Source organism: Aliihoeflea sp. 2WW (assembly GCF_000497755.1).
In the GTDB taxonomy this organism is placed as follows: domain Bacteria; phylum Pseudomonadota; class Alphaproteobacteria; order Rhizobiales; family Rhizobiaceae; genus Aliihoeflea.
This window is the reverse complement of the sequence record NZ_AYOD01000035.1, coordinates 371,941-391,032: the sequence shown is the minus strand read 5'-3', so window position 1 is coordinate 391,032 and position 19,092 is coordinate 371,941. Positions and strand designations below refer to the sequence as shown.

The 19,092-nt window shown below is 66.0% G+C and carries 18 protein-coding genes; 6 read left to right on the top strand and 12 right to left on the bottom strand.

Translation table 11 applies throughout. The features are described from left to right. Positions 1-2 precede the first annotated feature (2 nt). Complete coding sequence (locus tag ALII_RS0116005; protein ID WP_024588243.1) at positions 3-836, bottom strand: acyl-CoA dehydrogenase; 834 nt, start codon at positions 834-836, stop codon at positions 3-5. Positions 837-844: 8 nt separating this feature from the next. Next, a complete protein-coding gene (locus ALII_RS0116000; RefSeq protein WP_029660625.1) occupies positions 845-2,017 on the bottom strand; it encodes an acyl-CoA dehydrogenase family protein in 1,173 nt (390 codons plus the stop codon). 108 nt (positions 2,018-2,125) lie between these two features. Here ALII_RS0116000 and ALII_RS0115995 point away from each other — a divergent pair, with 108 nt between their 5' ends. Beyond that, entirely contained in the window at positions 2,126-3,091 is a 966-nt protein-coding gene (locus ALII_RS0115995; RefSeq protein WP_024588241.1) for a LysR substrate-binding domain-containing protein, read from the top strand. Here the strand turns inward: ALII_RS0115995 and ALII_RS0115990 are convergent. Further along, entirely contained in the window at positions 3,086-4,228 is a 1,143-nt protein-coding gene (locus tag ALII_RS0115990) for a CaiB/BaiF CoA-transferase family protein (RefSeq protein ID WP_024588240.1), read from the bottom strand. The two genes, ALII_RS0115995 and ALII_RS0115990, sit on opposite strands and share 6 nt — an antisense overlap. Before the next feature lie 143 nt (positions 4,229-4,371). On the opposite strand from ALII_RS0115990, the gene ALII_RS0115985 reads away from it, so the two are divergent. The 5 genes from ALII_RS0115985 (at position 4,372) to ALII_RS0115965 (ending at position 10,005) form a co-directional block, all read left to right on the top strand. Next, positions 4,372-5,160, top strand: coding sequence for an SDR family oxidoreductase (locus ALII_RS0115985; protein ID WP_024588239.1), 789 nt, complete (start codon positions 4,372-4,374; stop codon positions 5,158-5,160). Between the two features lie 64 nt (positions 5,161-5,224). After that, complete coding sequence (locus ALII_RS0115980; RefSeq protein ID WP_024588238.1) at positions 5,225-6,823, top strand: class I adenylate-forming enzyme family protein; 1,599 nt, start codon at positions 5,225-5,227, stop codon at positions 6,821-6,823. A 181-nt stretch (positions 6,824-7,004) separates the two neighbouring features. After that, complete coding sequence (locus tag ALII_RS0115975; RefSeq protein WP_024588237.1) at positions 7,005-8,093, top strand: C4-dicarboxylate ABC transporter substrate-binding protein; 1,089 nt, start codon at positions 7,005-7,007, stop codon at positions 8,091-8,093. Between the two features lie 58 nt (positions 8,094-8,151). Then, a complete protein-coding gene (locus ALII_RS0115970; protein ID WP_024588236.1) occupies positions 8,152-9,456 on the top strand; it encodes a TRAP transporter large permease subunit in 1,305 nt (434 codons plus the stop codon). Positions 9,457-9,465: 9 nt separating this feature from the next. Further along, on the top strand, positions 9,466-10,005 hold the full coding sequence (locus ALII_RS0115965; RefSeq protein WP_024588235.1) for a TRAP transporter small permease: 540 nt from the start codon (positions 9,466-9,468) through the stop codon (positions 10,003-10,005). Here ALII_RS0115965 and ALII_RS0115960 read toward each other — a convergent pair. From ALII_RS0115960 to ALII_RS0115920, 9 genes are all read right to left on the bottom strand, one after another. Beyond that, positions 9,995-10,729 (bottom strand): GntR family transcriptional regulator, encoded by a 735-nt coding sequence (locus ALII_RS0115960; RefSeq protein ID WP_024588234.1) that lies wholly within the window; start codon positions 10,727-10,729, stop codon positions 9,995-9,997. The genes ALII_RS0115965 and ALII_RS0115960 overlap by 11 nt on opposite strands. Before the next feature lie 128 nt (positions 10,730-10,857). Further along, positions 10,858-11,916 carry a cyclase family protein gene (locus ALII_RS0115955; protein WP_024588233.1) on the bottom strand — a complete coding sequence of 353 codons (1,059 nt, stop codon included), beginning with the start codon at positions 11,914-11,916 and terminating at the stop codon, positions 10,858-10,860. A gap of 112 nt (positions 11,917-12,028) precedes the next feature. Next, a complete protein-coding gene (locus ALII_RS0115950) occupies positions 12,029-12,775 on the bottom strand; it encodes a glucose 1-dehydrogenase (protein WP_024588232.1) in 747 nt (248 codons plus the stop codon). A gap of 62 nt (positions 12,776-12,837) precedes the next feature. Beyond that, positions 12,838-14,316: an aldehyde dehydrogenase family protein gene (locus ALII_RS0115945; RefSeq protein ID WP_024588231.1), complete on the bottom strand. Its 1,479-nt coding sequence runs from the start codon at positions 14,314-14,316 to the stop codon at positions 12,838-12,840. Next, complete coding sequence (locus ALII_RS0115940) at positions 14,316-14,990, bottom strand: ATP-binding cassette domain-containing protein (protein WP_024588230.1); 675 nt, start codon at positions 14,988-14,990, stop codon at positions 14,316-14,318. Before ALII_RS0115940 ends, ALII_RS0115945 begins: the two co-directional genes overlap by 1 nt. A gap of 2 nt (positions 14,991-14,992) precedes the next feature. Further along, positions 14,993-15,733 carry an ABC transporter ATP-binding protein gene (locus ALII_RS0115935; protein WP_024588229.1) on the bottom strand — a complete coding sequence of 247 codons (741 nt, stop codon included), beginning with the start codon at positions 15,731-15,733 and terminating at the stop codon, positions 14,993-14,995. Continuing rightward, entirely contained in the window at positions 15,730-16,722 is a 993-nt protein-coding gene (locus ALII_RS0115930; protein WP_024588228.1) for a branched-chain amino acid ABC transporter permease, read from the bottom strand. The genes ALII_RS0115935 and ALII_RS0115930 overlap by 4 nt, the downstream gene beginning before the upstream one ends. Then, complete coding sequence (locus ALII_RS0115925; RefSeq protein WP_024588227.1) at positions 16,722-17,627, bottom strand: branched-chain amino acid ABC transporter permease; 906 nt, start codon at positions 17,625-17,627, stop codon at positions 16,722-16,724. Before ALII_RS0115925 ends, ALII_RS0115930 begins: the two co-directional genes overlap by 1 nt. A gap of 93 nt (positions 17,628-17,720) precedes the next feature. Beyond that, positions 17,721-19,025: an ABC transporter substrate-binding protein gene (locus ALII_RS0115920; RefSeq protein ID WP_244437446.1), complete on the bottom strand. Its 1,305-nt coding sequence runs from the start codon at positions 19,023-19,025 to the stop codon at positions 17,721-17,723. Between the last annotated feature and the right edge of the window lie 67 nt (positions 19,026-19,092).

Here is a 19,092-nt window from a genome sequence, read left to right as displayed (position 1 = left end):
GGTCAGAATTCCGTGGTCGAGATCATGATGAGGCGATCGTCCCTATCGCGGGCTTCCAGCGCAAGACCGGTCTCGCCGGCCACTTCCGCAAGACGGATTTCGGTGCCGCAGAAGACCGGTGACATCGCCCGGAACGAAAAGGCGGACGGCCGCTTGCCGGCGATCCTGCGGGCGCGCTCGAAGAGCAGCATGGCGACCAGCGGGCCATGGACGATCAATCCGGGATAATGCTCGACGCCCGTCACATAAGGCTGGTCGTAGTGGATGCGGTGGCCGTTATAGGTGAGCGCGGAGAAGCGGAAGAGCGTCACCTCGTCGGGCGTCACGGTTTCCTCGGACAGAACCGGCTTGTCGGCGCGCGGGGCGGGCGGTTTGGGCGCCGCCGGGTCCTCCGCCTCGCGATAGACGATGTCGTGCTCCTCGGTGGCGACGACATTGCCGCCCTGCACGATCTCGTGCCGCACGGTGACGAAAGCGAGCGGGCCGGAGCGGCCCTGCTTTTGCGTCACCGACAGGATGGTCGAGCGCTTCTCGGCCTCGGCCCTGAAGGCAAGATCGCCGGGAAAGGTGAAGCGCCCGCCGGCATACATGCGCCGCGGCAGCGCGATCGGCGGCAGGAACCCGCCTTTCGCCGCGTGACCGTCGAGGCCGGTCTCATCGCGCGGGGTCGCTTCGAGAAAATAGAACCAGTGCCAGAGCGGCGGCAGGCTCGCATCACCTTCGGCGAACGCGGTGGACCAGTCGCCGAGCATGGCGCGGGCGCGCGTCGCGGGCGAGCGCACGATGTCGTCTGTGACGCTGCGGGTCCGGCCGACCCAGTCTCTGGTATCCGTCATGATCGCCTTCAGAACGAGCGGGGCAGGCCGAGCACTTTCTCGGCCACGTTGGAGAGGATCAGATTGGTCGAGATCGGCGCGATCTGGTAGAGGCGCGTCTCGCGGAACTTGCGTTCCACATCATATTCCTCGGCGAAGCCGAAGCCGCCATGCGTCTGCAGGCAGGTGTCGGCGGCGCGCCACGAGGCTTCTGAAGCCAGCATCTTGGCCATGTTCGCCTCCGGCCCGCACGGCTCGCCGCGGTCGAACATTTCGGCGGCGTGGCGCACGGCGAGGCGCGCGGCGTGAAGCTCGACGTGGTTGCGCGCGATCGGAAACTGGATGCCCTGGTTCTGGCCGATCGGGCGGCCGAACACCTTGCGCTCCTTGGCGTAATTCGTCGCCCGCTCGATGAACCAGCGGCAATCGCCGATACATTCGGCGGCGATCAGGATGCGCTCGGCATTCATGCCGTCGAGAATGTAGCGAAAACCCTTGTGCTCCTCGCCGATCAGTGCGTCGGCCGGAATTTCGAGATTGTCGAAGAAGATTTCCGTCGTCGCGTGGTTGATCATCGTCGCGATCGGCGTGATCCGCATCTGCTCCTTCGGCGCCGCCTTCATGTCGACGATGAAGACCGACAGCCCGTCCGTGCGGGAGGGAAGCGAGCCCTTCGGGGCGGTTCGGGCGAGGAGGATCATCAGGTCGGAATGCTCGGCCCGGCTGGTCCAGACCTTCTGGCCGTTGACGACATAAGTGTCGCCGCGCCTCTCGGCCGTCGTCGCGATCGACAGCGTGTCGGTGCCCGCGCCTGGTTCGGTGACGCCGAACGCCTGCAGGCGCAATTCGCCGCTCGCGATCTTCGGCAGGTATTTCTGCTTCTGCGCCTCGCTGCCATGACGCAGCAGCGTGCCCATCGTGTACATCTGGGCGTGGCACGCGGCCCCGTTGGCGCCGGAGGCATGGACTTCGGCGAGGATGGCCGCCGCGGCACGCAAGGGCAGGCCGCTGCCGCCATATTCCGCCGGGATCAGCGCGGCGAGCAGCCCGGCTTCGGCCATCGCGGTGACGAACTCGGTCGGGTATTCGCGGGCCCGGTCGACCTTGCGCCAATAGGCGTCGGGAAAGCGCCGGCAGAGCGCGCGCGTCGTCTCGCGAATGGGCTCGAGGTCGTCGTCGGAAATGGGCTGAACGGAATCCATCGGTCTCACTGAAGTGGGGCTCGGAGCCTGCAAACTGTGCCCGATCGGGCTCTAAGGCAAAGATAATTTCCTTTTAGCGACGATAGGTTTTCATTATATCGTGCCGGCATGGACATGCGGCATCTGCGCTATTTCATCGCCATCGCCGAGGAAGGTTCGCTGTCGAAGGCGGCCGAGCGGCTGAACGTCGCGCAGCCGGCGCTGAGCCAGCACATGCGCAATATCGAGGAGGACCTGAAGGTCACGCTCCTCTTCCGCTCCTCGCGCGGCGTGCAGTTGACCGAAGCCGGCAAGCGGCTTCTCGAGCATGGCCGGCTGGTGGTCGAATCCTTCGAGCAGCTCTTCGACATCGTCGGCGGCACGGAGGTCGAACTCTCCGGCGAGGTCCGGTTCGGCCTGCCGGGAACGGTGAGCCAGGTGCTCTCCGCGCGGCTGATCGACGAGGCTTCGCGGCGCTACCCGAAGATCAGGCTGAGGATCGCCGAGGCGATGAGCGGCTTCATCTTCGACTGGTTGCGCGAGGGCAAGGTCGACATCGCCGTCCTTTACCGCGCCCGCGAGACGCGCGGACTTGCATTGACGCCGGTGCTTTCGGAAGAACTGCGCCTGTTCGCGGCCCCGGGCATGGCCGTCGGCAATCGGCGGCCGGGAGCGGACGCCGTGCGCTACGCCGATGCGATCGCCCTGCCTTTGATCGTCCCGAGCCCCGGCCACGGCCTGCGCGACCTGCTCGACGAAATGGCGCTCAGCCATTGCGAGACGCCGCTCAACGCCCGCACGGAAATCGATTCCTATGCGCCGATCAAGACACTGGTCGAACAGGGACTGGGCTATTCGATCCTGCCGGCGATGGCGATCAAGGCCGAGACGGAGGCCGGAAGGCTGGTGTCGTGGCGCATCTGCGAGCCCGATCTGCGCCGCCAGCTTCTGGTCGCGACGCCGGCCGACCGGCCGATGAGCAGTGCGACGAAGGCGATCGAGAACCTGACGATGGAGATGCTGTCGCGGCTCGTCGGCGAAGGCGTCTGGGACGCAAGGTTCCTCGGCGCCGTCAAGGCGCCCGCCGGCTCATGACGCCTTGCGGCCGCGCTTCGGACTGAATTCGTCGCGCAGTTTCTCGGTATGGCTGCCAAGCGGCGGCACGGGGCCGGGCGCGCGCACCTCGCCATCGAAACTCGCCGCGCGCGAGAACATGCGGATCGCGCCACCGGGCACGGCCAGGTCGACGAAACGCGCCTGCGGATGATCCTCGATATCGGCCACTTCCGACACCTTGCCATAGGCGATCGACGCCGCCTGCAAGCGCTCGACGACCTCGTCGCCGGCCAGCCGCCCGAGCGCGTCCTGAACGGCGGCGTCGGTGTCAGCCCTGCGCGCCACGCGGTCGTTGTTGGTGGCGAAGCAGGGGTCGGCCGCCAGATCCGGGCGGGCGAGGACGGCAATGCAGAGCTTTTGCCATTCGACATCGTTCTGGATCGAGATCAGGAAGGATTCGCCATCGGCCGCGTCGAAGATGCCGTAGGGCGCGATGGACGGATGGGCGAGGCCGAGCCGCTTCGGAGCCGAATTGCCGTAGCGATGCGCGATCCACGGCACGTTCATCCAGTCCATCAGCGAATGGAAGAGCGACACCTCGATATGGGTGCCCTCGCCTGTCCGTCCGCGCAGGATCAGCGCCTCGAGAATGGCCTCGTAGGCGTGCATCCCGGTGGCGATGTCGCAGACCGAGACCCCGACCCGGGCCGGGCCGTGTTCGGTTCCGGTGATCGAGGACAGGCCGCTTTCGGCCTGGACGAGAAGATCGTAGGCCTTGCGCGTCGCCATCGGTCCCTCTGCGCCGTAGCCGGAGATCGAGCAGGTTACGAGGCGCGGATTGGCCGCGCGCAGCAAATCGTGGCCGAGCCCCAGCCGGGCCGCCGCGCCGGGCGCGAGATTCTGGATGAAGATGTCGGCACCAGCGAGCATCTCGCGCACCATGGCGACATCGTCTTCGGCGCGCAGGTCGACGACGCAGCTTTCCTTGCCGCCATTCAGCCAGACGAAATAGGATGACGAGCCTTCGGCGAAGCGGTCGTATTTGCGCGCGAAATCGCCCTCGGCGCGCTCCAGCTTGATGACGCGTGCCCCTGCCTCCGCCAGCCGTTCGGAGGCATAAGGGGCTGCGACCGCCTGTTCGAGCGCGACGACGAGAAGACCGTCGAGTGGCCTCATACGATTGTACCTCCGATTTTTCCGGCTTCGATGGTGGTCGCCAAAGCCCTCCGGCGCCAATACTTATGCGCTATCTGGCCTATAACATTCTGTTTTGACGGGAGCGACGGAGCTGCTGCTATGCCGATAGGAGGAGCGTGGACATGACGGACGGACGACGCAAGGTCGCCCTGATCACCGGCGGCGGAACCGGCGTCGGCGCGGCATCCGCCCACGCGCTGGCGGCACGCGGCTTCGACGTCGCGATCAATTACAGTCGCAGCGCGAGCGAGGCGGAAACGACGGTCGGCACCGTGCGCGATGCCGGCGCGCAGGCGATCGCGATGCAAGGTTCGGTCGCCGACGACGCCGACTGCCGGCGGCTGGTCGCGGATACGCTGTCGCGGTTCGGACGGCTCGACGCCCTCGTCAACAGCGCCGGCGCGACGCAGTTCGCCGCGCTCGACGACCTCGAGGTGCAGAATGCGGAGGATTTCCAGCGCGTCTATGCTGTCAACCTGATCGGCCCCTACCAGATGATGCGCGCGGCGGCAGATCCGTTGCGCGCAAGCGGAGCGGGCGCGGTGGTGAATGTCTCGTCCATCGCCGGCGTCAACGGCAATGGCAGTTCAATCGCCTACATCGCCTCGAAGGGCGCGCTGAACACGCTGACGCTGACCATGGCGCGGCTTCTGGCGCCGAAGGTGCGGGTGAATACCGTGCTGCCGGGCCTTCTCGACACGCGGTGGCTCGAGGCGGGGCTGGGCAGCGAGGCCTTCGCGAAGGTGAAGGAGAGCTTCGCCGCGCAATCGGTGCTGGACGACATCTGCACAGCCGACGATGTCGCGGACGCCATCGCCTTCCTCGTCTGCGACGCCCGCAAGATGACGGGCCAACTGATGCCGGTGGATGCCGGCTTCCTGCTCGGCCGCGGCGCGAAGGTCTCGAAATGAACCCGTTGTCGGACATTCCGACTTAGCCTAGCTTCTGCACGGACGCGCCGGAACGGAGGAACAGATGGCCTATCCGCAGACCCGCCACGAGGTGCATTACGGCAGCCGGGTGGTGCGCGCCTTCGTCGACCGGCCGGCGCATATCGACGCGATGTTCCGAGCCGCGGTCGCCGCCTCGCCGGAGCGCGACGCGATCGTGATGGACGCGAAGCGCATGAGCTATGCGGCGCTCGATGCGCGTGTGGAGGCCGTCGCCGCCAATCTGGTCGCGCAGGGACTGGGAAAGGGGGACCGGGTCGCGCTTCTTCTCGACAACGGCTTCGCCTTCCTCGAATGCGTGCTGGCTGCGGCGCGGGCGGGCCTGATCGTGGTGCCGATGAACACGCGGCAGCGGCGGCCGGAAATCGAGTTCGTTCTGAACCAGTGCCGCGCTGCGGCACTGGTCTATGACGCCGAGCACGCCGCCAACCTTCCGACCGAGGATGCGGTGCCGGATCTGCGGGCGCGCTTCGTTGTCGGGCAGGGACCGGACGTGCCCTACGAGTATCTGGCGCGGCTGGCCGCTGTCGCGTCGTTCCCGCAGGTGGCCGAAGACGACGTCTTTTGCCTGCTCTACACATCCGGGACGACGGGACGGCCGAAGGGCGCGAAGCTGACCCACTTCTCGACCATCCACTCGACGATCAACTACGCCTCCGCGCTGGCGCTGACCCCGGCCGATGTCGGGCTGCTCGCCGTTCCGGCCTCGCACGTCACCGGTCTCGTCGCCGTTCTTCTGACCATGATCCGTGCCGGCGGCACGACGGTGATGCTGCCGGCCTTCAAGGCGCGGCATTTTCTCGAAGTGGCGGCGCGCGAGAGGGCGACCTTCACCATCATGGTTCCGGCCATGTACAATCTGTGCCTGCTCGACCCCGACTTCGCCGGCTTCGACCTGTCGCACTGGCGCATTGCCGGCTTCGGCGGGGCACCGATGCCGCAGGCGACGATCGACCGCCTTACCGACACGGCGCCTTCCCTCAATCTCGTCAATTGCTACGGCTCGACCGAAACCACGTCTCCGGCGACGATCCTGCCGGTCGGCGACATCGCCGCACATCCGAAATCGGTAGGCAGGCCGGTCGCCGGTTGCGACATCCTCATCGTCGACGAGCACGGCCGCGAAGTGGCGCCGGGCGAAAGCGGCGAACTGATGATCGCGGGCGCGATGGTGGTGCCCGGCTACTGGGAAAATCCGGAGGCCGACGCCGCCGGCTTCATCGATGGCTACTGGGTGTCCGGCGATGTCGGCTCGGTGGATGCGGAGGGGTATGTGCACGTCTTCGACCGCAAGAAGGACATGATCAACCGGGCCGGCTTCAAGGTCTATTGCATCGAGGTCGAGAGCGTCCTGTCGCGCCATCCGGCGGTGATCGAGAGCGCGGTCGTCGGCCACCCCGATCCGGTTCTCGGCGAGAAGGTCCACGCCTTCATCGTCGCGCGGCCGGGGGCTGCGGATACGCAAGCCATCCGCGCCTACTGCGCCGAGCGCCTGTCCGACTACAAGGTGCCGGACGCGATCACGTTCCTCGAAGCCCCCCTGCCGCGCAACCCGAACGGCAAGATTCTGAAGACGTCGCTGCGCCAGATGCTGCCGGCGGACGATGTCGCTGCCGCGCGTTGACAAGTCGCGAGGCCGGGTGTCAATGTTGGAATGTCGGACATTCCGATAAGTGCCTCTGGGAGGAGGCGGCGACGCTTGCAGGCCGGGAGAGGCGCACTTCCGAGACGGAAATGACGCGCGATCGGGCCTTGATCACGTGAAGGCGGGAAAAGACCCGCAATCTGTCACTCAGGGAGGAAACATGACGAAACTCGCGAAATTGGCGGTGCTTGCCTCCGCCACCTTGTTGTCCGGCGCCGCACTCGCGCAGACCAATCTGATGATCTCGGCCTCGCTGCCGCAGGTTCATTTCTGGGTCGGCCAGCACATGGACCCCTTCGCCGACGCCATCGAGGCCGAGACCAATGGCGAGATCGCCTTCACGCGGTTCTATGCGGGCGAACTGACCTCTGTCGGCCGCGAGCTCGACGCGCTGCAGGGCGGGACAGTCGCCGTCGCGGCGCCGCTGCTGGCGCCCTATCACGAGGGGACCTTTCCGCTTTCCGACGTGACCCAGCTTCCCACCATCGGCACCAATTCCGAGCTGATGACGCGGGCCTTCCTGAAGCTGATGGACGACGACACCGAACTGGCGGACGGCAAGACCTTCTATCAGTACGAGATCGAGCCGAAGGAAATCCGCGCCTGGCCGGTGGCGACGACCGCCGCCTATGCGATTTCCTTTGCCGGCGAAAATCCGGATTCGGTCTCCGGGTTGAGCGGCAAGCCGATGCGTGCCGGGTCGGCGCTGCACACCATCTTCCTCAACGAACTGGGCGTCACGCCGGTGACGATGCCGTCTTCAGCATCCTATGAGGCGCTGTCGCGCGGGACGGTCGAAGGTACGATCCTGTCGATCGGCGACTGGCGCTCCTATTCGCTCCAGGACGTGCTGACCCACACGATCACCGGTGTCGCCGTCGGCCACTGGGGCAGCTATCTGGCGATCAACAACGCGACCTGGGAGACGCTGACGCCCGAGCAGCAGGAAACCTGGGACCGCGTCGCGCGCGACATCGCCATGCAGAACGCCGCCGGCATCGACGCACAGGACATCGAGGTGCAGGAAGAGGCCGCGGGCGCAGGCTCGGTCTTCACGCCGATCACCGACATGTCGCAGGAAATGCAGGACCACATCGCCATGGCTTCGACCAACACCTGGCAGACCTGGGTCGAGCAGACGGAGGCTGCCGGTCACCCCGGCCGCGCCACCGCCAAGCGCTGGGCCGAACTGGTGGTCGAGGAGGGCGGCGAACTGCCCGCGGGCGTCGCCGAATTCCTCGAGCTTTGACGTCTTGAAGGCGGCGCTCCGGCGCCGTCTCCTTCCCTCGACCAACGGATGATGCCAAGTGTCGCACAGCCTCGCCTTGTGGTTCGTCGCCTTCTGGTTCGCAGCCTTCCTCCTTCTCGGGCAGAACGTCGCCACGGTGCTGTTCGGCGCCGGCCTTCTGGGCATGTATCTGTGGGTCGGACTGCAGCTCTTCCAGGGCATTTTGGGCCAGGACATCTTCTTCACCGCCTCGTCCTATTCGCTGTCGATCATCCCGCTCTACCTCCTGATGGCGCAGCTCTTGATGCGCGGCGGGCTGATCGTCGATCTCTTCCGCGTCGGTCATCGACTGTCCGGCTACCGGCGGTTTCCGCTCGGGGTGGCGACGCTGGTGACGGGTGGCATGCTGGGCGCGGTGTCGGGATCGGGTTCGGCCAGCGCGGCGGCGCTGGCGACGCTCGCCGGTCCGGAGCTTGAACGCGTCGGCTATACCCGCCGCTTCGCGATCGGGCTTGCGGCCGTCGCCGGCTCGCTGTCGGCCGTCATACCGCCGAGCCTGATCGTCATCATCTACGGATCGATCACCACAGTGCCGATCGGCCAGCTCTTCATCGGCCTTCTCGGACCGGGCCTCCTGTGCATGCTGGTCTATGTCGTCTGCACCCGCCTGTTCGGCGAGGTGACGCCCGGAGCAACAGAAGGGGTCGCGCCGACCGGGCCCGATCACGTCGGCGGATCGAGCTTTGCGGCGAGCGCCTTCCTCGTCTTCCTGATGGTGGTCGTCTTCGGCGGCATCTATGGTGGCGTCATCACGGTCGGCGAGGCAGGCGCCATCGGCGCCTTCACCGCGCTCGTCGGCCTGACATTCATGCGCCGCATCGGCATCGGCGATCTGGCCCATGCACTCGCCGATTCGGTCAAGATCACCGCGATGCTGATGATGCTGGTGATCGGCGCACAGATCTTCGCCCGCTTCCTGTCGATCTCGCGCGTGCCGCGCGAATTGCTCGCCCTTGCCGAGCCGCTTCTGGCGAGCCCCGGCATCATCGCGGCGCTGCTCCTGTTCCTGCTCTTTATCGCCGGGATGATCCTCGAATCGGCCGCGGTCATCCTTTTGATCGTCCCCATCGTCCTGCCGATCCTGCAGGCGGCGGGCATAGATCTCCTCTGGTTCGGCGTGATGGCGAGCTTCATGATCGCGCTCGGCCTCCTGACACCGCCGGTCGGCCTGTCCGCCTATGCGGCATCGGCCGCTGCGCGCTATCCGGTGGCGCAGGTGTTCCGGCCGGCGACCCAGTTCGCCGTCGTCGCGGCGATCGTCGTCGGCGGCGCGATGATCCTCGTGCCGGGCCTCGTCACCTGGCTGCCGAGCCACATCCGCTAGGAGCTTTCGATGAACCTCTATCGCGGCCTTGGAAAGTTCGAATGGGGCATGGCCTCGATCGGAGCGGGCCTGTGCCTGTTCGTGATGATGATGATCACCGTGATCAGCGTCTTCGGCCGCTACGTGCTCCAGACCGACCTCGTGCCGGGGGCCTACAACATCATCGAGCGGGTGGTCTTCCCGCTATTGATCTTCTGGGCACTGCCGCTGGCCCACCGCGAGGGCGTGTTCCCGAAGCTCGAAATCCTCGCCGACGCCCTTCCCTTTGCGGCCCGCAAGCTTCTCGCGCTCTTCGTCGTCGCGATCGAACTCGCGATCTTCCTTCTTTTGACCTGGTATGTCGGCAAATTCGCCTGGGCGGGCTTCACGAGCGCCCGCACCATGCAGATCGGCTCGGACTACTATCCGCTCTGGCCGCTCTTGATGATGGTGCCGCTGGCCTTCGGGCTGATGATCATCGAGATGATCGCGACGCTCGTTCGAGACGGCCGGGCGCTGGCGCGCGGGCGCGAGGACGATGCCGCGAGCGGGAACGCCCCTACGGGGTGACGCCCGGCTCGATGCGCTGGTCGATGCTGAGCCCGGCGAGTTCCCAGCCGCGTTTCAAATCCGCGACATGCTTGCGCATCCACAATTCGGCATGGGCTCCGTCGCGCCGTTCGATGCCCGCCACCACCTCGCGATGGGCATCCACCAGCCGGCGTGCCGCCTGCGGCAACTGCATCTGGAAGGTCTCGAAGGCGGGGTAAAGCAGGAGCCCGACCGGCTCGCGCGACAGGAGCAGAACCTTGTTCGCGGCCGCCGCCGAAACAAGCGAATGGAATTCGAGGTCGAGCTTGCCGGGCGAGATGCCGCGCTCGACGATGGCGGCAGTGGCGTCGAGATTGGCCTTGAGGGCGGCGATCTGCGCGTCGCTCGCCGCGTCCGCCGCAAGCTGCGCGGCCAGCGGCTCGAGCACCATCGCGACTTCCCACAATTCATGGAACGTCACCTCGTGCATGACGAGCGCCCGCGTCGTGCGCGGGGCGAGATCGGCCGAATGCGGCACCGTGACGAGAAGCCGCTTGCGCCCCTCGCGCCGCACCAGTCCCTCGCTTTCGAGCTGGCGGATGCCCTCGCGCACCGTCGAGCGGTTGACGCCGAACTTCGCCGCGAGCTCGATTTCGCTCGGCAAGGGCTCGCCTGGCTTCAGCGCGCCCGAAAGAATGTGCTTCTGCAGTTCCGTCGATACGGCCTGGTAGGCCGGCGGCACTTTCAGTTTCTCGATTTCCAACGCGTCCCGCTCCGCACTCGATCCGGATTCGATCTAGCATGAATCCGGGTGCAGCAGGCAAGTTTTTGTCCGACAATCGGTCAGCTTGGAGTGAGGAGGGCGGCCGTGTCGGGCCGCCCTGCCGCGATCTATCGAATGGCCGTCGGGTTGATGATGGCCTGAACGCCGCCCGTCATCTTCGAATGGCCGAGAACGAACATGAATTCGGAGACGCCGTCAGCGACGAGTTCCTCGGTGTTCATGTTCTCCAGGATGTAGATGCCGTTCTTCGCGATCAACTCCTGATGGACCTCGAAGACGCCGGTGCCTTCCTCGAAGGGAATGACCTCCAGCCCCCAGGTATCGGCGCCGACCGCGATCACGTTCTGCTCGGCGAGCCAGCGCGCGCCGTCGAGGCCGAGGCCGGGTTCGGAGGTGATGTAGCGCTCATTGTCATTGCCGACGAGCGACAGCCAGCCGGTATAGAACAGCACCACGTCGCCCTCGCGGATCTCGACGCCCTGCTTTTCCGCCTGCGCCTGGATTTCGGCGCTGTTGAAGGCGGTGCCTTCGGCCAGTACCTCCTCGCCGAAATGGTCGGTCATGTCGAGCACGACGCCGCGCGTGACGATGTTCGGCACCTTCTCGATGCCGAGCTTCGTCAGCCCGTCGGCCTGCACGAAGAGGCTGTTCTTGTGGCAATTATAGTAGACGTTGTTGACGCCGATATGCCCCAGCCCGTCGATCTGCGAGCCGGTGCCGACATAGCCCATATAGATGTCGTCATTGTAGTTGGTGTTGGTCGGCCCGAGCCCGACGCCGCCGGTCTGGCCAGGCTGGTTGATGACCAGCGCCCAGGAGCGCGGACCGAAGGCGGGCGTGTCCTTGTTGACCTCGACGCCGAGCGAATAGGTCTTGCCTTCGGTGACGAGTTCGGCGGCCGCAAGCGCGAGTTCCGGCGACAGCAGATTGGCCGCGCCGATCTGGTCCTCCGGCCCCCATTTCGACTTGCACCATTCTGGCGCGTCGGGCGCGTTGGCGGGCCATTCCTCGGCGGCAGCGGCATCTGCCGGCGCCGCGCTTTCTTCCTGCGCGGCCTCGGGCGCCGCGTCGTCTTCGGTATCGGTGTCCTGCGCAAGCGCGCCGGTCGAGATCAGCGCCGCGGATGCGAGCGCCAGAAGGGGCAGGCGGTATGAATGCGAAAACATGTTCGTCCTCCCTGACGAAATCATGGCGGGGAGGCGGTAGCCGGCCCCGCAAGGCTAGTCGATTGGCATTTTCGTCTTCGTTCCTGTCTGTGCCTGCCCTCCTCGCTTCTCGTCAGATCGTGCGGCCGCCATCCACTTCGAGGATGACGCCGGTGATGAACTCGGCCTCGTCGGATGCCAGATAGAGGCACGCATTGGCGATGTCCTTCGGCGTCGACATGCGGCCGAGCGGAATGGTCGAGACGAATTTCGCGCGGTTTTCCGGCGTGTCCTCGACGCCCATGAAGGCGGACAGGAGACCGGTCGCGCCCATGACCGGAGCGACGCAGTTCACGCGGATCTTGTCGGGCGCAAGCTCGACGGCCATCGAACGCGACAGGAGGTTCACCGCGCCCTTGGTCGAATTGTACCAGGTGAGGCCCGGACGCGGCCGGATGCCGGCGGTCGAGCCGACATTGATGATCGCCCCGCCGCCCTGCGCGCGCATGACCGGAATGGTCGCCGCCGTCATGTGGAAGATCGACTTGACGTTGATCGCGTAGACCTTGTCGAACTCGTCTTCCGTCACCTCCATGATCGGCTTGTTGCGGTGGGTCCAGCCGGCATTGTTGACGACGATGTCGAGCCGGCCGCCCTGCGTGGCGGCTTCCACGGCACGCTTGATGTCGGCCGCCTTCGTCACGTCGCCGCCGACGGCGACCGCGCCATTGCCGCAGGCTTCGGCCTGCGCTTTCGCACCGGCTTCGTTCAGATCCATGATGGTGACGCGGGCGCCCTCACGCGCGAATGTCGCCGCGATCTCCGCCCCGAAGCCGGAGGCTCCGCCCGTCACCAGTGCCGTCTTTCCCTGCAAACGCATAATCAGTTCTTTCCTTCAAAATCGATGGTGGAGCGGCACGCCGCCGCCCGAAACGATGGCATCTAGTCGTGCTTGACGACGATGGTCTTGACCACGGAGAGGTCCTTCAGCGCCTCGAAGCCCTTCTCGCGGCCATGGCCGGACTTCTTCATGCCGCCGAAGGGAAGCTCGATGCCGCCGCCTGCGCCATAGGCGTTGACGTAGACCTGGCCGGCGCGGACCTTGCGAGCGACGCGGGTCGCGCGATTGGCGTTCTGGGTCCACACGCCGGCGACGAGGCCGTAATCGGTGCCGTTGGCGAGCGCCACGCCGTCCGCCTCATCCTCGAACGGGATGACGGAAAGAACCGGGCCGAATACTTCGTCGAGCGCCAGCGCATTGTCGCGCGGCACCTGGCCGAACATCTTCGGCGCGACATAGTAGCCGCCTTCGGGAACGCCATCGGCGATGCTGCCCTCGGCGATCACCTCGATGCCGTCATTGCCGGCATTGCCGCAGAAGCGCTCGACGCGGCGCTTCTGGCCGGGATTGATGACCGGGCCGAGGTCGAGGTCCATGTCCGGCGTGCCCGCGGTGAGCTTGGCGAACCGTTCGGCGACGGCGCCAACGATGCGGTCATAGCCGGATTTTTCGACCAAGAGACGCGAGCCGGCCGAGCAGGTCTGGCCGGCATTCTGGACGATGGCGTTGACGAGAGAGGGCAGCGCCGCGTCGAGATCGACATCGGCGAAGACCACTTGGGGCGACTTGCCGCCCAGTTCCAGCGTACAGCCGATATGGTTCTTGGCCGCCGCGATCTGCACCATGGTGCCGACTTCCGGGCTGCCGGTGAAGGACAGGAAGTCGAAGCCGCGATGGGCGGTGAGCGCCGCGCCGGCCTCCTCTCCCGTGCCCGGCACGATGTTGATCGCGCCTTCCGGAAAGCCGACTTCGGCGGCAAGTTCGGCCAGCCGCAACGGCGTCAGGCAGGCGTCTTCCGCCGGCTTCATGACGGTGGCGTTGCCGACCGCGAGCGCCGGGCCGAGCGTGCGGCCGAACATCTGCGCGGGATAGTTCCAGGGAATGATCTGTCCGGTGACGCCGTGCGGCACGCGCTCGGTCAGCGCCAGATAGCCGTTGAGGAACGGGATCGTGTCGCCATGCACCTTGTCGGCGGCGCCGCCATAGAACTCGAAATAGCGCGCGCAGGCGACGATGTCGGCGCGGGCCTGCTTCAGCGGCTTGCCGCAGTCGAGCGCCTCGAGCGCGGTGAGTTCGTCGGCATGGTCCTCGATCGCGCGCGACAGCTTCAAAAGAAGCCGCCCGCGCTCGACGGCGGTGAGCCGCCCCCAGGCACCTTCCTCGAAGGCACGGCGGGCGGCCTTGTAGGCACGGTCGACATCGCCCGCGCTGCCGGCCGCGATGCGCGCGACGACGGCGCCGGTCGCCGGCGCGTAGACGTCGACCGTCCCGCCCGTTTCGTTCGCGTGCCATTTGTTGTCGACGAAGATGCCCTTGGCTTCCATGATCTGGCCGGCGGCGGGTTTGGACTGGATGTTCATCAGTGAACGGCCTCCACGAGTTCGGACTGCTGGATCTCGCCGCGCTCGATCGTGACGATCCGCTCGGCGAAACTCTTGAGCAGGCCCGGATTGGATTCGGTGATGATCAGGGACAAGGACCTGTCCTGATCGCGCAAGGCCCGCAGGGCCTCCGCATAGCGATTGGCGAGAACCGGGGCTAGGCCCTGAAAGGGTTCGTCGAGTAGCACAAGCTTGGTGCCGAGCATCAGCGCCCGGCCGAGCGCCACCATCTTGCCCTGCCCGCCCGAAACCGAGCCGGCGGGGCGAGGGCCCATCTCCTTCAGCTCCGGCAGGATCGAATAGACGCGGTCGAGCCGGCGCTTCGTCTCGTCGCCAGACAGATTGGCCACGCGCGCGGGCAGGCGGATGTTCTCTTCCACCGTGAAAGCGGAGAAGAGGCGCCGATCCTCCGGCGCGTAGCCGATGCCGAGGCCGGGACGCTCATGCGCGGGGACCTTGTCGATCGCCCTGCCGTCGAGCACGATGTCTCCTGTCGAGGCGACGAGACCCATCGTCGCGCGCAGCGTCGTCGTCTTGCCAGCGCCGTTTCGGCCGACGAACGCGACCGTTTCGCCATGGCCGACCGTCAGGTTGACGCCGCGCAGGATCGGCGTCGAGGCGATCGAGACGTGAAGGTTCTTCAGATCCAGCATGATCAGCTCCCGATCACGGTGCGGATGACTTCGGGGTCGGTCAGAACTTCGTCCGGCGGGCCTTCCTTCTGGATGCGGCCCGAACTCCACACCGCGACGCGATTGGCGTAGCGCGAGACCATTTCCATGTCGTGCTCGACGAAGACGGAGGTGACCTTCTGCGCCCGCAAGGCGCCGATCAGCGTGTCCATGATGGCGAATTTCTCCGACGACGCGACGCCGGAGGTCGGCTCGTCCATCAGGAGCACGGCAGGTTTCAGCGCCAGAGCCAGCGCGATATCGACGAGCTTGCGCTTGCCTTCGGGGAGTTCGGACGCGACGCGGTCCTTGACGTCGGAACAGCCGACCTGTTCCAGGATCGCCTCGGCTTCGGCGCGCTGGGGAATGTCGGCAAGGCGCGTGAACATACCGAGCCGGCCCGCCCGGGACGCCGACGCCAGAAGCATGTTCTCCAGCACGGTCTGCTCGGCGAAGAGCTGCGGAATCTGGAAGGCGCGGGCGATGCCGAGCCGCGTGATGGCGCGGGGCGAGGAACCGAGCAGCTCCCTGCCCTTGAAGGTGACGCGGCCTGCCTGCGGCTTCAGATAGCCGGTGCAGATGTTGAGGAAGGTGGTCTTGCCGGCGCCGTTCGGGCCGATGATGGCCAGATTGTCGCCCTCGAAGACGTCGAGCGCGACGCCGTCGGCCGCCACCACGCCGCCGAAGCGGATTTCGATGTCGCGTGCGGACAGAAGCGCATTCATCGCACCGCCTCCTTGGCTTCGCCGAGCGGGCTCGGCTTCTCCCTCGTGCGCCGGCCGCGCCAGCGATTGCCGACATTGACGAGCGAACCGACGATGCCGGCGGGCGCGAAGAGGATGATGCCGAGCAGCATCAGGCCGAGCGTAAGCTGCCACGTATCGCCCAGATAGGCGGCGGCGGTGACGCGGATGAACTCGAACGAGAACGACCCGGCGAGCGCGCCCAGCACCTGTCCCGCACCGCCGAGGATGGCGACGAAGACGAACTCGCCCGAGCGCGTCCAATAGGCGTAGTCGGGCGTGGCGATGCCCTGGAAGACGCCCACCAGCGCCCCGCCGACACCGGCAAGCGCAGCCGAGGCGACATAGACGACGAGCAGGGTGCGACGCGGCGAGATGCCGAGATATTCGACCCGCGTCTCGTTGCTCTTGATCGCCTTCATGGCATGGCCGACCGGGCTGTCCATCAGCCGCCAGGCGCCGAAGATGGCGAGCGCGAGAAGGGCGAGGGAGACGTAGTAGATGCCAAACTCGTAATTGGCGCGCGACATCTCCTGTCCCAGCAGTGTGGGACGCGAAATCCGCAGCCCGTCCGACCCGCCGGTGATGTGGATGAACTTCTCCAAAAGCGAGAACAGCACCATCGAGAAGGCGAGGTTGAGCATGGCGAAGAAGATGTAACGGTAGCGCACGACGAAGATGCCGACGAAGAGGCCGGCGACCACCGAAGCGGCGAGCGCGGCGAGAAGCAGCAGGAAAAGCTCGCCCCCGCCCCCCATCCAGCGGCCGACGAAGCCGGCCGTATAGGCGCCGATGGCGAAGAACATCGCATGGCCGAACGAAACCTGTCCCGCCTGCAGCAGAAGGATGATGCCGATCACCGGCAGCGCCTTGGCGAAGACGATCGTCAGGAACGCGTCCCATTGCGGAAAGACCAGCGGATTGAGCGCGGCGAGGAGAACGATCGCAGGAAAGATCACGCGCATCAGCATCAGATCTTCCTCGCCGTCGTCTTGCCGAAGAGACCTTCGGGCCGGATCAGGAGAACGAGGACCATGATGAGGTAGGGCATGACGACCTCGAATTCGGGTGCGAAGAACACCGCCATCGACCGGCCGAGCCCGATGAGCAGCGCCGCGATGGCCGCACCCTCGATCTGGCCGAGACCGGCGGTTGCCGCGACGGCGAAGGACAGCACGATCATCTCCGCCCCCATGCCCGGAAGGACGGAAGTGGTGGGCGAGGCGAGCGCGCCGCCGAGCGAGGCGAGCGTCACGCCGATGACGAAGGTGAGGAAGAAGACGCGCCGCGCATTGATGCCGATCGCCGTCGCCGCCTCGCGGTCCTCCGTCACCGCGACGATGACCGAGCCGGCGAGCGTGTAGCGCAGGAAGAACCGCAGGCCGAACAGCACGGCGAGCGCGACCAGCGGCAGGAACAGTGTCTGGTAGGCGGTGTAGGTGATGCCGGCGACATTGACGTTGCCGAGCTGGCGCAGCGGATCGGAATAGAAATAGGGCTGCACGCCCCAGACGAGACGCTGGACGTTTTCCAGCATCATGAAGACGGCGAAGGTGACGAGGAGCTGCAGCGTCTCCTCGTAGCCGTAGATGCGCTGGAGCAGGAACCGCTCCATCAGCCCGCCGACCGTGATGCCGACCACCGCCGCCGCGACGATGAACATCGGAAAGGCGAGCCAGGGCGACAGGCCCATGCCGGCCATGGCGATGCCGAGGCTGGCGGCCGCGTAGGCGCCGAGCGCGTAGAACGAGCCATGCGCCACGTTGAGGATGCGCATGACGCCGAAGACGAGCGTCATGCCGACGGCGACGAGGAAGACGAGCGCTCCGTAGGCGATGCCGTCAAGCGCGGCGAGAACGAGAATCTGCAGGGACATGGGCCGTTCGGGGCCTTTGCACAAATGAGCGGGAACGATGCGGCCGCCGCGCCTTCGCATGCGGGGATGCGATGGCGCGGCGGTGCGGGAGGACTATTCCTCGTGCTTGTATTCGCTCGCCTCGGTCTCGATGAAGGACGCATCGAGCGTGCCGATCCATTCGAGCGAGTTTTCGCCGGGCGGCGCCATGATGCCTTCCGCGTCGAAGATCATCATGTCGTCGATGATCGGGAAGTCATAGCCCTCGACGGTGCGCGACACGCCCATCAACTGCGCTTCGAGCGCCTGGTTGTCCTCGCGGATGGTGAGCGGTCGGCCATAGCCCTTGAATTCGAGCCCTTCCATCGCCGCGATGACCTGGGCGCGATCCGGGAAGTCGCCACCATTGGCCTCGGCCGCCTTGTCGTAGGCCGCCTGCAACGCGGCGAAAGCCTGCGCCATGTGGAACACCGAGTAGATCGGGTAGGCGCCCGTCTTCTCCCTGAACTTGTCGACGAAGGCCTTCATGTCCTCGTCGTCCTTGGTCTCGGGATGCAGGAAGTAGTGGTCGCCGCGTGCGCCGACGATGACGCCATCCGGCAGAACGCCGCCCAGACGCTGGATCGACGATTCGGCCAGCGGCAGCACGAAGGTCGAGTTGTTGAAGAGACCGCGCTGGTTGGCCTGCTGCACGAACGTGTCGAGATCGCCGCCCCACGAGGTCGACAGGATGACGTCGGGCTGGGTGGCGAGAAGGCGCGAAATCTCGGCCGAGAAATCCGGTGCGCCGAGGCGCGGGAAGAGCTCGGCCACGATCTCGACTTCGGGCTTCAGCTTCTTCAGCGCCGCCGAGAACAGCTCCCAGCTATCGCGGCCCCAGGCATAGTCCTGGTTGACGACGGCGATCGTCTCGAAATCCGGCTTGGTCTTCAGGAGATAGAGCAGCGCCGCCATCATCTCGGGCGTCGCATTGGCCTGCGTGCGGAAATTGTAGGTCGATTCCTCTTCCTCGAAGATGCGCTGCGTGCCGCAATCCCAAAGGATGTTGAGGACTTCGAGATCTTCCATCAGCGGCGTCAGGTTGATGCAGTTGCCCGACGAGATCGAGGCCATCATCACGTCGACGTCCTCGTCCTGGACGAGGCGGCGCACTTCGGTGGTCAGCGCCTCGGCGCCCGCGCCTTCATCGACGAAGAAGAGCTGCACCTGCGCGCCCTGGATACCGCCGGCGGCGTTGATGTCCTCGGCAATCATCTGCGCCGCGGCCTGGGCCGGCACGCCGAACACCGACGCTGCGCCCGAGGTGAACGTCGTGATGCCGATCTTGATGTTTTCCGGCGCGTCCTGCGCCATTGCGGGTTGTGCCACGGCAAGCGCGAACGCGGCTGCCAGCGACGATAGGACGAGTTTGCCTTTCACGAATTCCTCCCAGAATTTGCGACGGCGCATCTGCTGCGCACGTTCCTCCACTTCAGGATGGTTCCCG

What these genes read in the sequence shown, in the direction of transcription:
- ALII_RS0116005 (WP_024588243.1), bottom strand. Translation starts at nt 836, where the DNA reads ATGACGGATACCAGAGACTGGGTCGGCCGGACCCGCAGCGTCACAGAC.
- ALII_RS0116000 (WP_029660625.1), bottom strand. Translation starts at nt 2,017, where the DNA reads ATGGATTCCGTTCAGCCCATTTCCGACGACGACCTCGAGCCCATTCGC.
- ALII_RS0115995 (WP_024588241.1), top strand. Translation starts at nt 2,126, where the DNA reads ATGGACATGCGGCATCTGCGCTATTTCATCGCCATCGCCGAGGAAGGT.
- ALII_RS0115990 (WP_024588240.1), bottom strand. Translation starts at nt 4,228, where the DNA reads ATGAGGCCACTCGACGGTCTTCTCGTCGTCGCGCTCGAACAGGCGGTC.
- ALII_RS0115985 (WP_024588239.1), top strand. Translation starts at nt 4,372, where the DNA reads ATGACGGACGGACGACGCAAGGTCGCCCTGATCACCGGCGGCGGAACC.
- ALII_RS0115980 (WP_024588238.1), top strand. Translation starts at nt 5,225, where the DNA reads ATGGCCTATCCGCAGACCCGCCACGAGGTGCATTACGGCAGCCGGGTG.
- ALII_RS0115975 (WP_024588237.1), top strand. Translation starts at nt 7,005, where the DNA reads ATGACGAAACTCGCGAAATTGGCGGTGCTTGCCTCCGCCACCTTGTTG.
- ALII_RS0115965 (WP_024588235.1), top strand. Translation starts at nt 9,466, where the DNA reads ATGAACCTCTATCGCGGCCTTGGAAAGTTCGAATGGGGCATGGCCTCG.
- ALII_RS0115955 (WP_024588233.1), bottom strand. Translation starts at nt 11,916, where the DNA reads ATGTTTTCGCATTCATACCGCCTGCCCCTTCTGGCGCTCGCATCCGCG.
- ALII_RS0115950 (WP_024588232.1), bottom strand. Translation starts at nt 12,775, where the DNA reads ATGCGTTTGCAGGGAAAGACGGCACTGGTGACGGGCGGAGCCTCCGGC.
- ALII_RS0115945 (WP_024588231.1), bottom strand. Translation starts at nt 14,316, where the DNA reads ATGAACATCCAGTCCAAACCCGCCGCCGGCCAGATCATGGAAGCCAAG.
- ALII_RS0115940 (WP_024588230.1), bottom strand. Translation starts at nt 14,990, where the DNA reads ATGCTGGATCTGAAGAACCTTCACGTCTCGATCGCCTCGACGCCGATC.
- ALII_RS0115935 (WP_024588229.1), bottom strand. Translation starts at nt 15,733, where the DNA reads ATGAATGCGCTTCTGTCCGCACGCGACATCGAAATCCGCTTCGGCGGC.
- ALII_RS0115930 (WP_024588228.1), bottom strand. Translation starts at nt 16,722, where the DNA reads ATGCTGATGCGCGTGATCTTTCCTGCGATCGTTCTCCTCGCCGCGCTC.
- ALII_RS0115925 (WP_024588227.1), bottom strand. Translation starts at nt 17,627, where the DNA reads ATGTCCCTGCAGATTCTCGTTCTCGCCGCGCTTGACGGCATCGCCTAC.